Annotated in this window: 15 protein-coding genes; 4 read left to right on the forward strand and 11 right to left on the reverse strand. The window is 75.9% G+C overall.

The genetic code is table 11. From position 1 onward, the window contains the following. Positions 1-5: 5 nt before the first annotated feature. Together AB0G14_RS15280 and AB0G14_RS15285 are read right to left on the reverse strand one after the other, a co-directional pair. On the reverse strand, positions 6-2,633 hold the full coding sequence (locus tag AB0G14_RS15280) for an ATP-dependent helicase C-terminal domain-containing protein (RefSeq protein ID WP_357697733.1): 2,628 nt from the start codon (positions 2,631-2,633) through the stop codon (positions 6-8). Positions 2,634-2,799: 166 nt separating this feature from the next. After that, positions 2,800-3,627 (reverse strand): SigB/SigF/SigG family RNA polymerase sigma factor, encoded by an 828-nt coding sequence (locus AB0G14_RS15285; RefSeq protein WP_357697631.1) that lies wholly within the window; start codon positions 3,625-3,627, stop codon positions 2,800-2,802. 373 nt (positions 3,628-4,000) lie between these two features. On the opposite strand from AB0G14_RS15285, the gene AB0G14_RS15290 reads away from it, so the two are divergent. After that, complete coding sequence (locus AB0G14_RS15290; protein WP_357697633.1) at positions 4,001-4,744, forward strand: hypothetical protein; 744 nt, start codon at positions 4,001-4,003, stop codon at positions 4,742-4,744. 4 nt (positions 4,745-4,748) lie between these two features. On the opposite strand, the gene AB0G14_RS15295 is transcribed toward AB0G14_RS15290, so the two are convergent. Beyond that, complete coding sequence (locus AB0G14_RS15295; RefSeq protein ID WP_357697635.1) at positions 4,749-6,338, reverse strand: phospholipase D-like domain-containing protein; 1,590 nt, start codon at positions 6,336-6,338, stop codon at positions 4,749-4,751. 142 nt (positions 6,339-6,480) lie between these two features. On the opposite strand from AB0G14_RS15295, the gene AB0G14_RS15300 reads away from it, so the two are divergent. Continuing rightward, positions 6,481-6,609: a hypothetical protein gene (locus tag AB0G14_RS15300; RefSeq protein WP_350706359.1), complete on the forward strand. Its 129-nt coding sequence runs from the start codon at positions 6,481-6,483 to the stop codon at positions 6,607-6,609. A 93-nt stretch (positions 6,610-6,702) separates the two neighbouring features. Here the strand turns inward: AB0G14_RS15300 and AB0G14_RS15305 are convergent, their stop codons facing one another. Together AB0G14_RS15305 and AB0G14_RS15310 are read right to left on the reverse strand one after the other, a co-directional pair. Further along, positions 6,703-7,689 carry a pirin family protein gene (locus AB0G14_RS15305; RefSeq protein WP_357697637.1) on the reverse strand — a complete coding sequence of 329 codons (987 nt, stop codon included), beginning with the start codon at positions 7,687-7,689 and terminating at the stop codon, positions 6,703-6,705. Between the two features lie 10 nt (positions 7,690-7,699). Beyond that, a complete protein-coding gene (locus AB0G14_RS15310) occupies positions 7,700-8,182 on the reverse strand; it encodes a MarR family transcriptional regulator (RefSeq protein ID WP_357697639.1) in 483 nt (160 codons plus the stop codon). 146 nt (positions 8,183-8,328) lie between these two features. On the opposite strand from AB0G14_RS15310, the gene AB0G14_RS15315 reads away from it, so the two are divergent. Beyond that, the gene (locus AB0G14_RS15315) at positions 8,329-8,862 is read left to right on the forward strand and encodes a GNAT family N-acetyltransferase (protein ID WP_357697641.1); all 534 of its coding nucleotides are present in this window, start codon (positions 8,329-8,331) and stop codon (positions 8,860-8,862) included. Between the two features lie 102 nt (positions 8,863-8,964). Here AB0G14_RS15315 and AB0G14_RS15320 read toward each other — a convergent pair whose 3' ends face one another. Continuing rightward, a complete protein-coding gene (locus AB0G14_RS15320) occupies positions 8,965-9,552 on the reverse strand; it encodes a general stress protein (RefSeq protein ID WP_357697643.1) in 588 nt (195 codons plus the stop codon). 151 nt (positions 9,553-9,703) lie between these two features. After that, positions 9,704-10,513: a helix-turn-helix transcriptional regulator gene (locus tag AB0G14_RS15325; RefSeq protein ID WP_357697645.1), complete on the reverse strand. Its 810-nt coding sequence runs from the start codon at positions 10,511-10,513 to the stop codon at positions 9,704-9,706. Between the two features lie 67 nt (positions 10,514-10,580). On the opposite strand from AB0G14_RS15325, the gene AB0G14_RS15330 reads away from it, so the two are divergent. Then, positions 10,581-11,084 carry a metallophosphoesterase gene (locus tag AB0G14_RS15330; protein WP_357697647.1) on the forward strand — a complete coding sequence of 168 codons (504 nt, stop codon included), beginning with the start codon at positions 10,581-10,583 and terminating at the stop codon, positions 11,082-11,084. Here AB0G14_RS15330 and AB0G14_RS15335 read toward each other — a convergent pair. The 4 genes from AB0G14_RS15335 to AB0G14_RS15350 form a co-directional block, all read right to left on the reverse strand. Beyond that, a complete protein-coding gene (locus AB0G14_RS15335) occupies positions 11,078-11,296 on the reverse strand; it encodes a DUF3072 domain-containing protein (RefSeq protein WP_357697649.1) in 219 nt (72 codons plus the stop codon). The two genes, AB0G14_RS15330 and AB0G14_RS15335, sit on opposite strands and share 7 nt — an antisense overlap. Positions 11,297-11,638: 342 nt before the next feature. Further along, positions 11,639-12,928, reverse strand: coding sequence for a cation:proton antiporter (locus tag AB0G14_RS15340; protein WP_357697651.1), 1,290 nt, complete (start codon positions 12,926-12,928; stop codon positions 11,639-11,641). A 120-nt stretch (positions 12,929-13,048) separates the two neighbouring features. Continuing rightward, positions 13,049-13,726 carry an HAD family hydrolase gene (locus tag AB0G14_RS15345; RefSeq protein WP_357697653.1) on the reverse strand — a complete coding sequence of 226 codons (678 nt, stop codon included), beginning with the start codon at positions 13,724-13,726 and terminating at the stop codon, positions 13,049-13,051. Positions 13,727-13,767: 41 nt separating this feature from the next. Next, complete coding sequence (locus AB0G14_RS15350; protein WP_357697655.1) at positions 13,768-15,894, reverse strand: SpoIIE family protein phosphatase; 2,127 nt, start codon at positions 15,892-15,894, stop codon at positions 13,768-13,770. Between the last annotated feature and the right edge of the window lie 73 nt (positions 15,895-15,967).

Here is a 15,967-nt window from a genome sequence, read left to right on the forward strand (position 1 = left end):
CCGGCTCAGCGGCGGCGCGGGGTGGCGTGCCGGGTGGGCGCGGCCGTGGTCGGGTCCTCCGGCCACGGGTGGCGCGGGTAGCGACCGCGCAGCTCCGCCCGCACCTGCGGATAGCCGGTGCGCCAGAACGACGCCAGGTCGGCGGTGACCGCCACCGGCCGCCCCGCCGGCGAGAGCAGGTGCAGCAGCACCGGCACTCGCCCGTCGGCGATCCGCGGCGCGTCCCGCCAGCCGAACGTCTCCTGGAGCTTCACCGCGAGGACCGGCGCCGCCGGGTCGGCGTAGTCGAGCCGGATCCGGGAACCGCTCGGCACGGTGACCCGCTCCGGCGCCACCTCGTCGAGCCGGGCCGCCAGCGCCCACGGCAGCAACCGGCGCAGCGCGCCCGCCACGTCGACCCGGGCCAGGTCGGCCCGGCGGCGGGCGGCGGCCAGCTCCGGGCCGAGCCAGGTCGGCGCGTCGGCGAGCAGCGCCTCGTCGCCCACGTCGGGCCAGTCGCCGCCGAGCGCGTGCCGGCAGAACGCCAGCCGCCCGCGCAGCGCCCGCGCCGCCGGGGTCCAGGTCAGCAGCCCGAGACCGGTGCGGCGCAGGCCCGTCAGCAGGGCCGCCGCCACCTCCTCCGCCCCGGGCCGGACCGGCCGTTCGGCCAGCTCGATGGCGCCCAGCCGCACCACCTCACGCGCCACCACGTCCTCGCCGGACCAGCCGACCTCCCGCTCGGCGCGCAGCAGCGGCCCGCCCGCCTCCCGGGCGGTCGCCTCGTCGAGCGGGGTCGCCAGCCGCACCCGGGCGGCCGGCGCGCCGGGGGAGCGGTCCGCCACCGCCACCGCCAGCCACCCGGCGCCCGCCAGCCCCGACCCGGGCGCCAGCTCCGCCGCGGTTCCGCCGCTCATCAGGTACGCCGAGCCGCCCGGCCGCCGCGCCCGGGACAGCCGCTCGGGGTGGGCCAGCCCGACCAGCAGCCCGGCGGCGAGGTCGTCGGTCAGGTGGTCCTGGCCGGGGCTCCCGGTCGGGCCGAGGTCGTCGGCCGGCCGCGCCCGGCCGGCGCCTCCGGCCGTCGCCGCGTCGGGGCGGTGGGCCGGGCGGGTCCGGCCGGTGCCGGCCGCCGGCGCCGGTCCCGAGGGGGCCGGGGGCAGGGCGGCGCGCAGGCGGCGTACCTCCGCCCGCCAGCGGGCCGTGGCGCCCGGGTCCGCGCCCGCGCGCAGCCGGCGCCACGCGGCGGTCAGGTCGTCGCCCGGCCCGGCGAGAGTGTCCTCCGCGAGCAGCGCCACGACCTCGGCCGCCCGGTCCGCGCCCACCCGGGCGGCCCCGTCCAGCAGCGCCCGGGCCAGCCGGGGATGCGCCCCGACGGCGGCGATCGCCCGGCCCCGGTCGGTGATCCGGCCCTGCGCGTCGACCGCGCCGAGGGTGGTGAGGGCGTCCCGGGCCACCGTCATCCCCGCGGCCGGCGGCGGGTCCGGCAGGGCCAGCCCGGCGCCGTCGGGCGACCCCCAGGCGGCGAGTTCCAGGGCGAATCCGGTCAGGTCGGCGGTGGCGATCTCCGGCTCCGGTTGCGCGGCCAGCCGCTCGTGGGTGGCCGCCGACCAGCAGCGGTAGACGTGCCCGGGCGCCTCCCGGCCGGCCCGGCCGGCCCGCTGGGTCGCCGCCGCCCGGGACACCGGCACGGTGACCAGCGCGCCCAGGCCCCGGGCCAGGTCCATCCGGGCCACCCGGGACAGCCCGGCGTCCACCACCACCCGGACCCCCGGCACCGTCAGGCTGCTCTCCGCCACCGAGGTCGCCAGCACCACCCGCCGCCGGTCGGCCGGCCGCAGCGCCGCGTCCTGGTCGGCGGCGCGCTGCCGGCCGTGCAGCGGGAGCACGGCGACCGTGTCGCGCAGGTCGGCCAGCCGGGCCGCGACGGCGGCGATCTCGCCGGCCCCGGGCAGGAAGACCAGCACGTCCCCGCCGTGCTCGCGCAACGCCCGGCGCACCGTCGCCGCGACGTGGTCGAGCAGGCCCCGGTCGACCGGGCCGGCACCGGGCGCGGCCACCGGCCGGGGCGGCGGCGCCCAGATCCGCGTCACCGGGTGCAGGGCCGAGGAGGCCCGGACGACCGGCGCGGCACCGCCCGCGCCGCCGAGCAGCGCGGCGAACCGGTCCGCCTCGGGGGTCGCCGACATCGCCAGCAGCCACAGGTCGGGGCGGAGCGCGGCCCGGGCCTCCACCGTGAAGGCGAGCGCCAGGTCGGCGTCGAGGTGCCGCTCGTGGCACTCGTCGAGCAGCACCGCGCCCACCCCGGCCAGCTCGGGGTCACGGTGCAGGCGGCGGACCAGCAGGCCGGTGGTGACCACCTCGACCCGGGTGCGCGAGCCGGACCGCCGCTCGCCGCGCACGGCGTACCCGACCCGCTCGCCGACGGGCTCACCGAGCAGCGCGGCCATCCGGCGTGCCGCCGCCCGGGCGGCCACCCGGCGCGGCTGGGCGACCAGCACCCGGCCCGCCACCTCGTCGGCCACGGCCAGCGGGGCGAGGGTGGTCTTGCCGGTGCCCGGCGGGGCCACCAGCACCCCGGTGCCGGCCGCGCGCAGCGCCGCGACCAGTTCCGGCAGCACCGGCCGTACGGGCAGGTCGAGGGGCACGTCCGAGAGCACGGCCCAGTCTCGCACCGCCCGCCGCGGCTCAGGCGGGGCGTACCCGTGGATCCCGGCGACGAAGGCCCGCCAGGCCAGCACCGGCCCACGCCGGTCGTCGGTCGGTGCCACGGGTTCGGACGCGGCGAGGGCCGGACCCACCGGCCCGGCCCTCGCCCACCATTTCCTAGTACGTGCCGTCGAGCTGTCCCCGCAGCTTGGTCAGCGCGCGGGCCAGCAGCCGGGAGACGTGCATCTGCGAGACGCCGATCTGCTCGGCGATCTGCGACTGCGTCAGGTTGCCGTAGAACCGCAGCGTGAGGATCTTCTGCTCCCGCTCGTCGAGGGTGGCCAGCGCCGGGCCGAGGGCGACCCGCAGCTCGGCCAGCTCGAACTCGCCGTCCTCGCCGCCGAGCATGTCGCCCAGCTCCGTCGCGCGGTCACCGTCGCCCGTGGGCGTGGAGAGCGAGACCGCGTTGTAGGCCCGCGCGCCCTCCAGGCCCTCCAGGACCTCTTCCTCGGTGAGCTTGAGGTGGGCGGCGATGTCGGCGACCGTCGGCGAGCGGCCGAGGCTCTGCAGCAGCGAGCTGTTGGCGTCGGAGATGGCCAGCCGCAGCTCCTGGAGGCGGCGCGGCACCCGGATGTCCCAGGTGCGGTCGCGGAAGTGCCGCTTGAGCTCGCCGATGATGGTCGGGATGGCGTAGCCCGCGAAGTCGACGCCCCGCGACGGGTCGAACTTGTCGATCGCCTTGATCAGGCCGACGGCGGCGGTCTGGGCCAGGTCGTCGGTGGGCTCGCCGCGACCGCTGTAGCGGTGGGCGAGGTGGTTGGCGAGCGGCAGCCAGGCCTCGATCGCCTTGTCGCGCAGGGCGGCGCGGGACGGGTGGTTGGCCGGCAACGCGGCCATCGCGTCGAGCAGGTCGGCGGCGCTGTCGGTGAGCGCCCGCGGGTCGAGCTTCTCGGTGGTGCTCGGGGCCGCTGTGGTCGCCTGCTCGCTGATCGTTGGCGCGGTCATGGGTGGTCCTCCCTGCACCTCGTCCGCAGATAGAAAGACGTGACGCTTTGGTTTAGCTTCAGATGTCCGTTCGGAAGTCACCTTAGCCCGATCGGTCCGACGAAATCCAGCCGAAAGTACGATGTGCTTAAGTGATTTTCCTTCACTAAAGATGCAAAAGGGGCAAAGTCGCATCGGATTATGAGTCGGCTTACGCGACGCGTACGGTCAGCCCGGCACCGGCCGAACATCGACGCATCGGCATCTGGTGGGCCACGCCGGCCGGCCGGGTGGCCCTGCGGGCGCGGATGACCGGCCGCCAATGTCGGCTTTCCGTCGTTGTCCTATGTACGGGACCGGCCGTAGCGTGCGGTTACATCCTTCCGGAGGTGCCGTGCTCGACCCCGTCGCTCCCCAGCTCGTCGTGAACAGCCGCACGCTGTTCTTCAGCTGGCTGCCGGCGGACCCGCAGGCGGTCGCGGCGCTGGTGCCCCCGGGGCTGACCCCGTGCCCGGACCGGCAGGTCTTCATCAACCAGTACGTCGTCGACGACGAGAGCCAGACCTCCGGCTTCGGTGCCCACTCGCTGACCTACCTCGGGGTGTGCCTGGCCGGCGTCGACGCCCCCGGCGGGGCCAGCCTCGGCGGCTGGTGGACGCACTACGTGACCTCCAGCGAACGGGTCCGCGACTACGCCACCGCGCGCGGCGCGCCCGCCGTCGTCGGCCGCACGAGCATCGCGCGCCGGGGCGAACACCTGGTCGCCGAGACGGCGATCGCCGGCGCCCCGCTGATCCGCGCGCGCTGCCAGGTCGGTGAGACGGGCCAGACGATCAACAGCGGCCACCACCGGTACTTCACCGCCCGGGACGGGCAGCTGCTCAGCGCCGTGTACCCGTTCGTCGCCGAACCGGTCGACCCGTTCGTGATCGACTCGGTGGAGTTCCTGGACCCGGGGCACCCGCTCTACGCGCTACGCCCGGAGAACCCCCTCACGATCGGCTTCGGCTTCTACTCCCCGCGTGCCTCGTTCGCCTACCCCGGCGGCCTGACCGTGTACACCCCGGAGACCGACGGCACGTCCCGGGCCGCCGGGCCCGTACGCGCCCGGGCCGCCGCGGTCTCCGTGCCGGCGTAGCCCCTCACCAGGTACCGGCCCGGCGCGCCCGCAGCGGCCGGCCGTCGGGGTCGTAGACCAGCCGGTACGCCGGCAGCGCCCACGCGCGGGTGTACCAGGGCAGCCGCTCCGGCCGGTGCGCCAGCAACCGGCCCGGCGGCCGGGGGCCGACCCGCCCGGAGTCGTGCCACCGCCGCAGCGCGTCGGCGGCGGCGGTGATCGCCGCCACGGCGTCGGCGGGGTCGATCAGGTCGGCGTCCTCGCCGCCCTCGGGGTCCCGGTCCAGGTGCTCGCGCCACAGGCGCAGCCGCAGGTCCCTCGCGAAGACCCGGGCCCCGTCGCCCAGGCCGCCCGGGTCCGTCGGCGCCCGCCCGTCCCGGGTGTCGTCCAGCACCGCGCAGGAGAGTTCGCTGTCGTGGGTCCAGGACCGGCGGTTGAAGTTGTCGCTGCCGACGCTGGCCCAGACGTCGTCGACCACGCACACCTTGGCGTGCACGTACACCGGCGTGCCGGCGTGGTTCTCCAGGTCGAAGACGTGCACCCGGTCCGGGGCCGCCCGCTCGCACAGCGACAGCGCCTGCTCGCGGCCGACGGAGTTGGGCGGCAGCGCCAGCCGGCCGTCCACGTCCGGATAGCGGGGGACCACCGCGACCAGGTGCAGGTCGGGGCTGTCCCGCAGCGCGCGGGCGAACAGGTCGGCCACCTCCGTGGACCACAGGTACTGGTCCTCGAGGTAGATCAGCCGACGGGCCCGGCGGACCGCCTTGGTGTAGCCGCGGGCCACCGTACGCTCGCCGTCCGGGGCGAAGGAGTAGCGCGGGCGGACCACCGGGTAGGTGCGCAGCACCTGGACGTGGTGCGGGCCGCAGGGCGGCGGGGCGGCCGGCTGGTCCGGCAGCGGGTCGGGGCGCAGGTCCGAGCCGCGCAGCCGGTCCCGCAGGTAGGCCAGGGGGTTCTCCGAGTCCAGCGGCATCGGGTCGGTCCACCGTTCGCGGAAGGCGGTGTCCAGCGCGCCCACCACCGGCCCCCGCACCGCGAGCTGCACGTCGTGCCAGGGCGGGTGCTGCCCGTATCGGGCGGACATCTGCACGACCTGCCGGTCGCCCCGGTGGCCGGCGTCGTCCCGCCGGCTGTGGCACAGGTCGATGCCGCCGGCGAAGGCGACGTCCCGATCCGGCGCCCGCGGGTGGCGCAGCACCACCAGCTTCTGGTGGTGCGAGCCGCCCCGGCGGACCCGCTGGTCGAGCAGCACCTCGCCGCCGGCGGCGGAGATCGTCTCGCTGAGGTCGCGGTTCTTCGCCTCGCTGTAGGCCAGCGCGTCGAGGTGGGAGCGCCAGATCAGGCCCTTGACCACCACGCCGCGCTGGGCGGCCTGCGCGAAGAGCTGGGCCACGGTCGGCCCGTCGGGGCGCAGCAGCTGGTCCGGGTCGCCCCGCCAGTCGGTGAAGAAGAGATGGTCGCCCGCCTCCAGCGCCGACACCTCGTCGACCAGCCGGTCGAAGTACGCGGCACCGTGAATTAACGGCTCCGCAAGGTTTCCGCTGCTCCAGACGGGTAACTCTGACACCGGGTTGGCGCGTTCCCGTGCGCTGAGGAACCAGTTGCGCGGTCCCACCGTTCCAGCCCCCCGAGGTCGACGACGTCCTCGCGGTAGGACCCCCGTCGCGGGTCCGCATCCCGGCCGGCGCCCCCGGCGAACGGTCGGCCGACCCCCGACGCCACCCGACACGACGCGAGCAAACCGAGGAGGCAACACCATGCCCGGCGAGACGACGAACTCCGTGCCCGAGTACCGCGAGCAGGCGGTGGAGAGCGAACGGGGTGCGCTGGTGGCGGTGTTGCTCATGGTGATCCTGGGCGTCGCCGGCATCTTCGCCGTCTCCTGACGCCACGCGCCGCCGTCCGGTGACGGCACTGCTCTCGACGCGCCGGTGGCGCCTCCGGTCGTCCGCCGGAGGCGCCACCGCCCGCGCCTGCGCTCAGGGCCGGGGCGCCTGGCCGTCGGTGTGCGGCAGCCGCTCGGCCGGGACGACGCCGAGCCGGCCGGCCTGGAAGTCCTCGACCGCCTTGAGCAGCTCGTCGCGGGTGTTCATGACGAACGGGCCGTAGTGCGCCACCGGCTCCCGGATCGGCTCGCCGCCCATGATGTAGAGGTCCAGCGCCGGGGTGTGGCTGTCCTGGCGGGCGTCCGCCGCGAAGGTCAGCGCGTCGCCCGGGCCGTGCACGGCGAGCTGACCCGTGTGCACCGGCCGCCCGTCGGTGCCGACGGTGCCGCGGCCGCCCAGCACGTAGACCAGGGCGTTGAAGTCCGGCCGCCACGGCAGGTCGACGCGCGCGCCCGGCTGCACGGTCACGTGGGTGATGGTGATCGGGGTGTGGGTGGAGCCCGGCCCCCGGTGCCCGGCGACCTCGCCGGCGATCACCCGGATCAGCGCGCCGCCGTCCGGCGTGGTGAGCAGCGCCGCCTCCTTGCCGCGGATGTCCTGGTAGCGGGGCGGGTTCATCTTGGCGACCCGGGGCAGGTTGACCCAGAGCTGCGTGCCGTGGAACAGCCCGCCGCTCGTCACGAGGTGCTCCGGCGGCGCCTCGATGTGCAGCAGGCCGCTGCCGGCCGTCATCCACTGGGTGTCGCCGTTGGTGATGGTGCCCCCGCCGCCCTGCGAGTCCTGGTGGTCCATGACCCCGTCGATCATGTAGGTCACGGTCTCGAAGCCGCGGTGCGGGTGCCAGGCCGTGCCCTTCGGCTCGCCCGGCGCGTAGTCCACCTCGCCCATCTGGTCGAGGTGGATGAACGGGTCCAGCTCGGTCACCGGCACGCCGGCGAAGGCCCGGCGGACCGGGAAGCCCTCGCCCTCGTAGCCGCTCGGCGCGGTGGTCAGCCGGCGGACCGGCCGGAACGTGGTGGACTCGTCGAGCCGGGGCAGGCGCGGCAGGACGAGCACGTTGTCGACGGTGATGGCGGGCATCGGAGGCTCCTCAGTTGTCGGGGTGCGGGGTCGACGCGTCGCGGTCCGCGCGCAGGCGCCGGCCGAGCCGCTCGAAGATCCGGGTGAGGCAGGCGACCTCGGCGTCGTCGAGGTCGTCCATCAGGTGGGCGCGCACCGACCTCAGGTGGTGCGGGGCGGCTTCGCGCAGGGCCAGCAGCCCGGCGGCGGTGAGCACCGCCTCGCTGCCGCGCCGGTCCTCGGGACAGGGCTCCCGGGCGACCAGGCCGCGCCGCTGCATCGACGAGATCTGGTACGTCAGGCGGCTCGGCGAGAAGACCAGGCGCCCGGCCAGCTCACCCATCCGCAGCCGCTGACCCGGCGCCTCGGAGAGCAGGACGAGCACGTGGTAGTCGGCGAAGCTGAGCGCGCTGTCGGCGCGCAGATCCTCCTCCAGCCGCGTGAACAGCCGCTGGCTGGCCTCGATGTAGGCCCGCCAGGCGGCGAGTCGGGGGGCGCTCAGGCTCTCGGTCACGCCGCCACAGTAGCACTCTTTCAAAATTCAACTAGTGGCGTGTGAGCCCGGTTACCGTCGCTGTCCAGAACGGATCCTCCAGCTTTGAAAGACAGCGCCGGGAAACCCGAGCGGCGGGGTGCGCGGGTGTGTCAGACTCCGGCGTCGTGGACCATCTCGAACTGACCGCCCCGGGCCTGCTGCTGCGTCCGTGGCGGGAGGAGGACGCACCGGCGGTCCTCGCCGCGCTGCGCGAGCCGGCGATCGCCCAGTGGAACCCCCCGGCGGGGCCGGTCGACCGGGAGGCGGCGCTGGCGTGGGTGCGTCGCCGGGCCGACTGGTCCGCCGGGGACCACGTCTCCCTGGCGGTCGTCGACCCGGCCGACCCCGCCAGGCTGCTCGGCTCGGTGTCGCTGTTCCGGATTCACGACCGGAACGCCTCCATCGGCTACTGGACGGTGGCCGCGGCGCGCGGTCGCGGCGTCGCCTCCAGGACCGTCGTCCGGCTCACCGGGTGGGCGTTCGCGGCGCTCGGGCTGCACCGGATCGAGCTGTGCCACGCCGTGGCCAACCCGGCCTCCTGCCGGGTGGCCCAGCGGGCCGGTTATCCCGCCGAGGGCACGCTGCGGGAGTCCTACCGCTACGGCGACGGCCGCCGCTACGACGAGCACCTGCACGCCCGCCTCGCCACCGACCGCTGACCAACGCCCCGCGCCACGCCCGCCACCCACCCGGGCCCGGCAACTATCCACCCCGCCGCCCGGGCGGGACGTCCCCGGGCGGCGGTCGCCCGGGTCCGGACGTCACCGGATCTGCGGCGACGCGGTGAGGTGCATCCGGCCGACCAGCTGCCGGGCCTGCTCGGCGAACTGTGCGTCGACGATGACCGCGTACTGGCTGGCGCGCAGCGAGCTGGCGGAGGTGAAGTCGCGTTGCCCGCCGGTCATCGCGTGCGTGACCGCGCCGAACACCGCCCCCCAGATCGCGCCGACCACCAGCGCGACCAGGATGATCGCGATCCAGTTGTCGCCGGCCGTGAAGATGCCGAACAGCAGCCCGACGAAGAGCCCGAACCAGGCGCCCGTGCCGGCGCCCAGCAGCGCCGCCCGGCCGGTGGTCAGCCGGCCGAGCACCGTCTCGACCAGGGTGAGGTTCGTGCCGACGATGGCGGTGTGCTCCACCGGGAAGCGGTTGTCCGCCAGGTAGTCCACCACCCGCTGGGCGGACGGATAGTCCGGGTACGAGCCGATCGTCACGGTGGGCGGGCCCATCTCCGGGCCGTGCCCGTCGCCGGCATGGGCGGCCGGCCGACCGGCGGGACCGGACGGGAGGGTGTCGCCGCCAGGCATGCCGGGCCGCCAGCCCGAGGTCCCACTCGACGGTGTGCTCATCAGCCTCCTCCTTCGTCAACCGCCCGGGTTCCCGCCGCCGTCCACGGGTAACGCCGCCGGGGGCGCGGACCGGACCGCCGGACCGGCCCGGTTCGACAGGACGCCGCGTCCGGCCGGTCAGCCGTGGCGGTCACCGGCGGCCGGGACGGGGTCAGCGGCCGGCGTCGCGCAGGTACACCGAGGTGACCTCGTCCGCCGGGAAGAACGACTCGATGGACAGCTCCTCGACGGTCACGTCGAGAGGGGTGCCGAAGGTCGAGACGGTGCTGAGAAAGGAGATCTCGCCGCCGGGACGGCGCAGCCGCAGGGGCACCACGACGTCACCCGCGCGGGGCAGTTCGGCGTCCGGATCGGCCGACCCGCCCGGGTAGCCGCGCAGCTCCTCGTGGAGCGCGGTCAACTCCGGGTCGGCCGTCAGTCCCAGGTGCCGGCGCAGCCGGCCGAGCAGATGGTCGCGCCATTCGGCGAGGTTGACGATCCGGGGGGCCATGCCCTCGGGGTGCAGGGTCAGCCGCAGCGCGTTGACGGGCGGCCGGAGCAGGTGCGCCGCGACGCCCTCGGTGAGCAGCGGCAGGGCGGCGTTGCCGGCGACCAGGTTCCAGAGCCGGTCCACCGCGACCGCCGGGTACGGCTCGTGCGCGCGCAGGACCCGGCGTACCGCGTCGAGGACCCGGCGCAGCTCGGGGGAGTCCAGCGGCGCGTGGGAGTAGACCGGGGCGTACCCGGCGGACAGCAGCAGCCGGTTGCGGTCCCGCAGCGGCACGTCGAGGTGCTCGGCCAACCGCAGCACCATCTCCCGGCTCGGCGTCGCGCGGCCGGTCTCCACGAAGCTGAGGTGCCGGGTGGAGATCTCCGCCTCGACCGAGAGGGCGAGCTGGCTGAGCCCGCGCCGCTCCCGCCACTGCCGCAGCAGCGCCCCCACCGGCGCCGACCGCCCCTCGACCACCGTGGCAGCGCCCACGTCCCGATCCTACGGCCGGATGGACGGGCGGTTGGGCGCCGCCGCCGCCGTCGCGGAGAATGGGGGGATGCGTCTGGTGATCACCGCCGACACCCACGTGCCGGCGCGGGCCAAGGACCTGCCGGCGCCGCTCTGGGCGGCCGTCGACGCCGCCGACGTGGTGCTGCACGCGGGAGACTGGGTGGACGAGTCGCTGCTCGACGCCCTGGTCGCCCGGGCCCGCCGGCTCGTCGGCGTGTACGGCAACAACGACGGGCCGGCGCTGCGCGCCCGGCTGCCGGAGGTCGCCCGGGTGGAACTCGACGGGCTGCGGATCGCGGTCGTGCACGAGACCGGGCCGAAGGCCCGGCGCGAGGAGCGTTGCGCGGCCCGCTTCCCCGACACCGACCTGCTCGTCTTCGGCCACTCGCACATCCCCTGGGACACGGTCGCCCCGGGCGGGCTGCGCCTGCTCAACCCGGGCTCGCCGACCGACCGACGCGCCCAGCCGTACGCCACCTTCGCGACCGCGCGGGTGGCGGCGGGGCGGCTCGACGAGGTCGAGTGGCACCGCCTCCCGCCGCGTCACTGACCGCGGCCGGTCTCCTCCTGGAGCTCGTCGATCCGCTTGGACGCCTCGGCCTTGGTGAGCCCCTCCGGCAGGTCCTCGCCGGCCTCGCGGGCCAGCGTGGCCAGGTACGACTCCTGCGCCGCCGTCGGCGGCTCCTCGCCGGTGACCCACTCGTCGGGGTCCTTGATCGCGCCCTGCGGGTTGGTCCGGGTGCTGTCGCGGTCCGTCATCATCTCCGCCTTCCTTCGAACAGACGTGCCAATACCCCGCCCCGGGCCGATCCATGCGGATCCCCGGACAGGTCCTGCCGTCCGCCGGCGAGCCGGCTCGGACCCCCACCCGTCCCGCCGGCCCGCCGGGCGGCCTTCGCGCGCCGACATGCCCAGGTCGATCTCGTCCGGCGAGCCCCGGGTGCAGAGCGCCTGGCTCTCGGGCCGCGACCTCGGCCGCGCCCTGGTCGCCCGCCTGACCCGACCGCCGCCCCGGACCGCAGGTCGCCGCCGCTGACCGGTCGCCGTCGCCAGGCCGGGGCGCTCGCCGCCGGCTGACCGGTCGCCCCGGTCTGAGCCGACCGGTCAGCTCGTGGCAGCGACGGGCTCGCCGGCGCGGCCCCGCTCGGACGGGTCGGCGGTGCGCTCGCCCCTGCGGTCCAGCAGTTGCATCACCGGGGTCGCCGCGACACCGTGCACCACCACCGACACGATCACCACGAGGCCGACGGTCGCCCAGATCAGGTCCGCCTGCGCGAAGTCGGTCTTCGCCGTCGCGTACGCGAGGTAGAAGAACGAACCGACGCCGCGGATGCCGAACAGCGCGATCACCCAGTGCTCGGCGGGCCGGCCCGCCGCGCCGAGCAGGGACAGCCGGCCGACCAGCGGCCGGACCACGAAGACCAGCGCCAGCCCGACCGCGGCGGCCGGCCAGGTCAGCGGGGCCAGCAGCCCGCCCACCACCGCGCCGCCGAAGAGCAGCAGCAGCATGACGGTCAGCAGCCGCTCGATCTGCTCGGCGAAGGCGTGCAGCACCGAGTGGAACTCGTGGGTCCGTTCGGCGGCCCGGATCGCCCGGGCGGCCACGAAGACCGCCAGGAAGCCGTACCCGCCGACCACCTCCACCAGCCCGTACGCCAGGAAGGTCGCGGCGAGCGCGAGAAAGCCCTCGGCGTGCCGGGCCAGCCGCAGGTGGCTCGGGGCCCGGAAGAAGAGCTTGCCGAGCAGCCAGCCGATCAGCCAGCCGCCGGCCACCCCGGCGACGACCTTCCAGAGCACGTCCACGGCGAGCCAGCGGCCCAGCCAGTCCGCCGGGGCGAGGCCGGTGGTGGCGATGGCGATGGCCGCGTACACGAAGGGGAAGGCCAACCCGTCGTTCAGCCCGGCCTCGGAGGTGAGGGCGAAGCGGACCTCGTCCTCGGAGTCCTCGACGTCGCTGGGCTCGCCGACCTGCACGTCGGCGGCGAGCACCGGGTCGGTGGGAGCGAGGGCCGCCCCCAGCAGCAGCGCGGCGGCCGGCACGAGCCCGGCCCACCACCAGCCGAGCAGCGCCACCGCGGCGATGCACACCGGCATGGCGATGGCCAGCAGCCGCCACGTCGACGACCAGCGCGCCCAGCTCAGCGGCCGGTCGATCTTGAGCCCGGCGCCCATCAGCGCGACGATCACGCCGATCTCGGTGAGGTGGGTGGCGATCTCCGGGTACGCGAGCGGATCGGGGTTCGGCAGCCCGGTGGGGAGGACGAAGACCAGCATGCCGAGCCCGAGGAAGGCGATCGGCATCGACAGCGGCCGGCGTTCGAGGACCCGGGGCAGGACCCCCGCCAGCAGCGCACCCAGACCGACCACCGCGAACGCCACGTCTACCGGCTCCACGACACCACCTCTCCGCGTCGCCCACGGCGTGCGGGCAGGCGGAGAGAGTCCTTGCCCCCGGAGGTCCTTTCGTATTCCTGTCCCGATCGACTCCGTGTCCCGGTCGGTGCGACGCGACCCTCAGGCCGCGGCGGCGATCGGCGAGCCCGGGAGGGCGGCGAGCAGGGCCGCGGGATCGTCGTAGACCGCCAGCGCCCCGGCCCCGGCCAGCTCGCCCCGGCTCGTCCCGCCGCAGGTCAGCCCGACGCACGGGATGTCCAGCCTGCCGGCGGCTGCGACGTCCCAGACCGAGTCGCCGACGAAGACCACCCGCTCGGCGGCCAGCCCGGACTGCTCCAGCGCGGCCACCAGGATGTCGGGTGCGGGCTTGCTCTCCTGCGCGTCCGCCGCGCAGGTCACGGTGTCGATCACGTCGTCGGCGGCCAGGGCCCGGCGCAGCGCGGCGACCTCGTGCTCGGCGGCGGAGGTGGCCAGCACCACCCGCAGCCCCCGCTCCGCGCAGGCCCGCAGCAGGTCGGCCGCGCGGGGCAGCGGGACCAGCCGCTCCCAGTACTCCGCGAAGAGCGCGTCGTGGGCGTCCCGCAGCTTCCCGTCCGCGCCCCGGTCCCGCTCCGGGCCGAGCAGGTGGTCGAGCAGCTTGTCCGAGCCCATCCCGATGGCGCGGTGGATCTCCGCCATCGGTACCTGCCGGTCGGTCTGGCGCAGCGCCTCCCACCAGCTCACGGTGTGCAGGTATGTGGTGTCGACCAGGGTGCCGTCCACGTCGAAGAGGACACCGGCGGGCTGTTCGGTGGGCATGGTGTTCCTCCTACCCGTGCCGGGCCGGCTGACGCCACCGCTCAGTCGGACGGGATCAGCAGCTCGAACCAGACGGTCGAGCCGCGTACGGTCGGGTCCGTCCCCCACGCGTCGCTCAGCTCCTCGATCAGCCCAAGCCCCCGGCCCCGGCTGCTGAGCGTGTCGGTCTGCGCCCGGGTGACCGTGCCCCGGGTGCCCGAGTCGGCGACCGACACCAGCAGCCGCTCCGGGCTCAGGTCGATCTCCACGCGGGCGGCGGTGCCCGCGTGCAGCAGCGCGTTGGTGGTCAGCTCGCTGGTGCAGAGCACCGCCGCGCCGATGAGCGACTCCGGCACCTGCCACTCCGTGAGCTGCCCGGTCATCCAGTGCCGCACCCGGCTCGGCGCGGTCGGCTCGGCCGGCACCTCCATGCTCGTCGACCGGCTCGGCCGCAGCGCGTGCTCCACCGCCAGCACCGCGACGTCGTCCTCGGTGGCACCGGGCACCGCCGCGGTCGCCACCGCGCACAGCGCGCGGGGGTCGCCGCTGCCCGCCCCGGCCACCGCCTCGGCCAGGGCGTCCAGGCCCGCCGTCAGTCCCTGCCAGCGCCGCTCCACCACGCCGTCGCTGAACAGCAGCAGCGTGTCGCCGGGGGCGAACCGGACCGTCGCGGTGGGCGGCCGGCAGCCCAGGCCCAGCGGGGCGCCGGCGGGCACGTCGACGTACTCGGCGACCGGCTCGCCGTCCGGGGCGCACCGACGGATCAGCGGGGCGGGGTGGCCGGCGCTGGCCAGGGTGAGCTGCTGCCGCTCGGCGTCGACCACCCCGAAGACCACGGTCACGAAGAGCTCGTGCGTGTCGCCCTCGGCACCCAGGCTGGTGACCAGCCGGTCGAGCCCGGCCAGCACGGCGTCCGGGCGCGGGTCGGTCAGCGCCAGCGCGCGCAGCGCGGCCCGGACCTGCCCCATCCGGGCCGCGGCCTGCACGTCGTGGCCGGCGACGTCGCCGAGCACGATGCCCAAACCGCCCGTCGGCAGCAGGAACGCGTCGTAGAAGTCGCCGCCGGCGGCGTTGCCGTCGACGCCCGGGTCGTAGCGGGCGGCGATCCGCATCCGGGGCAGGTCCGGCAGGTGCTCGGGCAGCATGCTGCGCTGCAGGAGCTGGGCGGTGCCGTGCTGCGTCTCGAACCGGCGGGCCCGCTCGGCGGCCTGGCCGACCAGCTCGGCGGACGCGGCCAGCAGGGCCCGCTGGGCGGCCGACCAGACGCGCGGGGCCTGGTAGCCGACGGCCAGCCCGCCGCGGACCACCGACGCCCGCAGCGGCACCGCGGCCAGCGCCCGGATCTTCTGGTCGTGCCGGTCCACCGCGATCTCCCGCAGCGGCTGGCCGTCGTCGACGAAGAGCGGCACGCCGGTGCGGGCGGCCGACGCGACCGGGCCCTCCCAGTCCGGGGGGACGCGCCGCCACAGCGGGGGGAGCCGCTCGTCGGCCTCGTCCATCAGCTCGCCGCGTACGCGCCGGACCATCCGCCACCCGCCGCCGCCCTCGTCCACGGCGAACGAGACCCGGTCGGCGTCGAACGAGGTGATCGCGTAGCGCAGCGTCACCCGGGCCACGTCGTCCAGGGTGAGGGTGCCGGCGAGCGCGGCGGCGAAGTCGCTGAGGCTCTGCAACTGCTGGGTGACCTGGGCGGTCTCCGCGGCCACGGTCAGCACGCCGACGATCCGCCCGGCGCTGTCCCGCACCGGGGAGTGGCCCCGGGTGAAGACCCGCTGCTCGACCGGGCCGGTACGCCGGTGCAGGGGAAGGGTGGACTCCCGCTCCAGGAACGGCTCGCCCGAGCGGTAGGCGCGCTCGACGGCGTCGCCGACCCCGGGCATCGGCCAGACCTCCGGGAACACCTCGCCGGCCGGCCGGCCCACCGCCCCCGGGTGCCGGTCGCCGATCAGCTCCGCGTACCCGTCGTTGTAGAGCAGCAGGTGGTCGGCGCCCAGGGTGAGGGCCATCGGCACGGGCGAGGCGAGGACGACCTCGGTCGTCGCGCGGACCGCCGGGTCCCACGAGTGCCACGGGCCGAGCGGGGTGCCGGCCCAGTCGTGGCCGAGGACGGCGGCCGCCGCGCCCGAGGCGGAGGGCACCCCCGACACCGGGGCTGGTGGGTTGGGGACCCGTCCGACCGTTCCTGGCATGACCGCAGCCTAACCGGACCATCCGGCACCCGTTCCCGATCATGTCCCGCGCGTCGTCCACGGCAAACGTTCG

The sequence above is a fragment of the Micromonospora sp. NPDC023814 genome (assembly GCF_040639595.1).
GTDB lineage: Bacteria > Actinomycetota > Actinomycetes > Mycobacteriales > Micromonosporaceae > Micromonospora.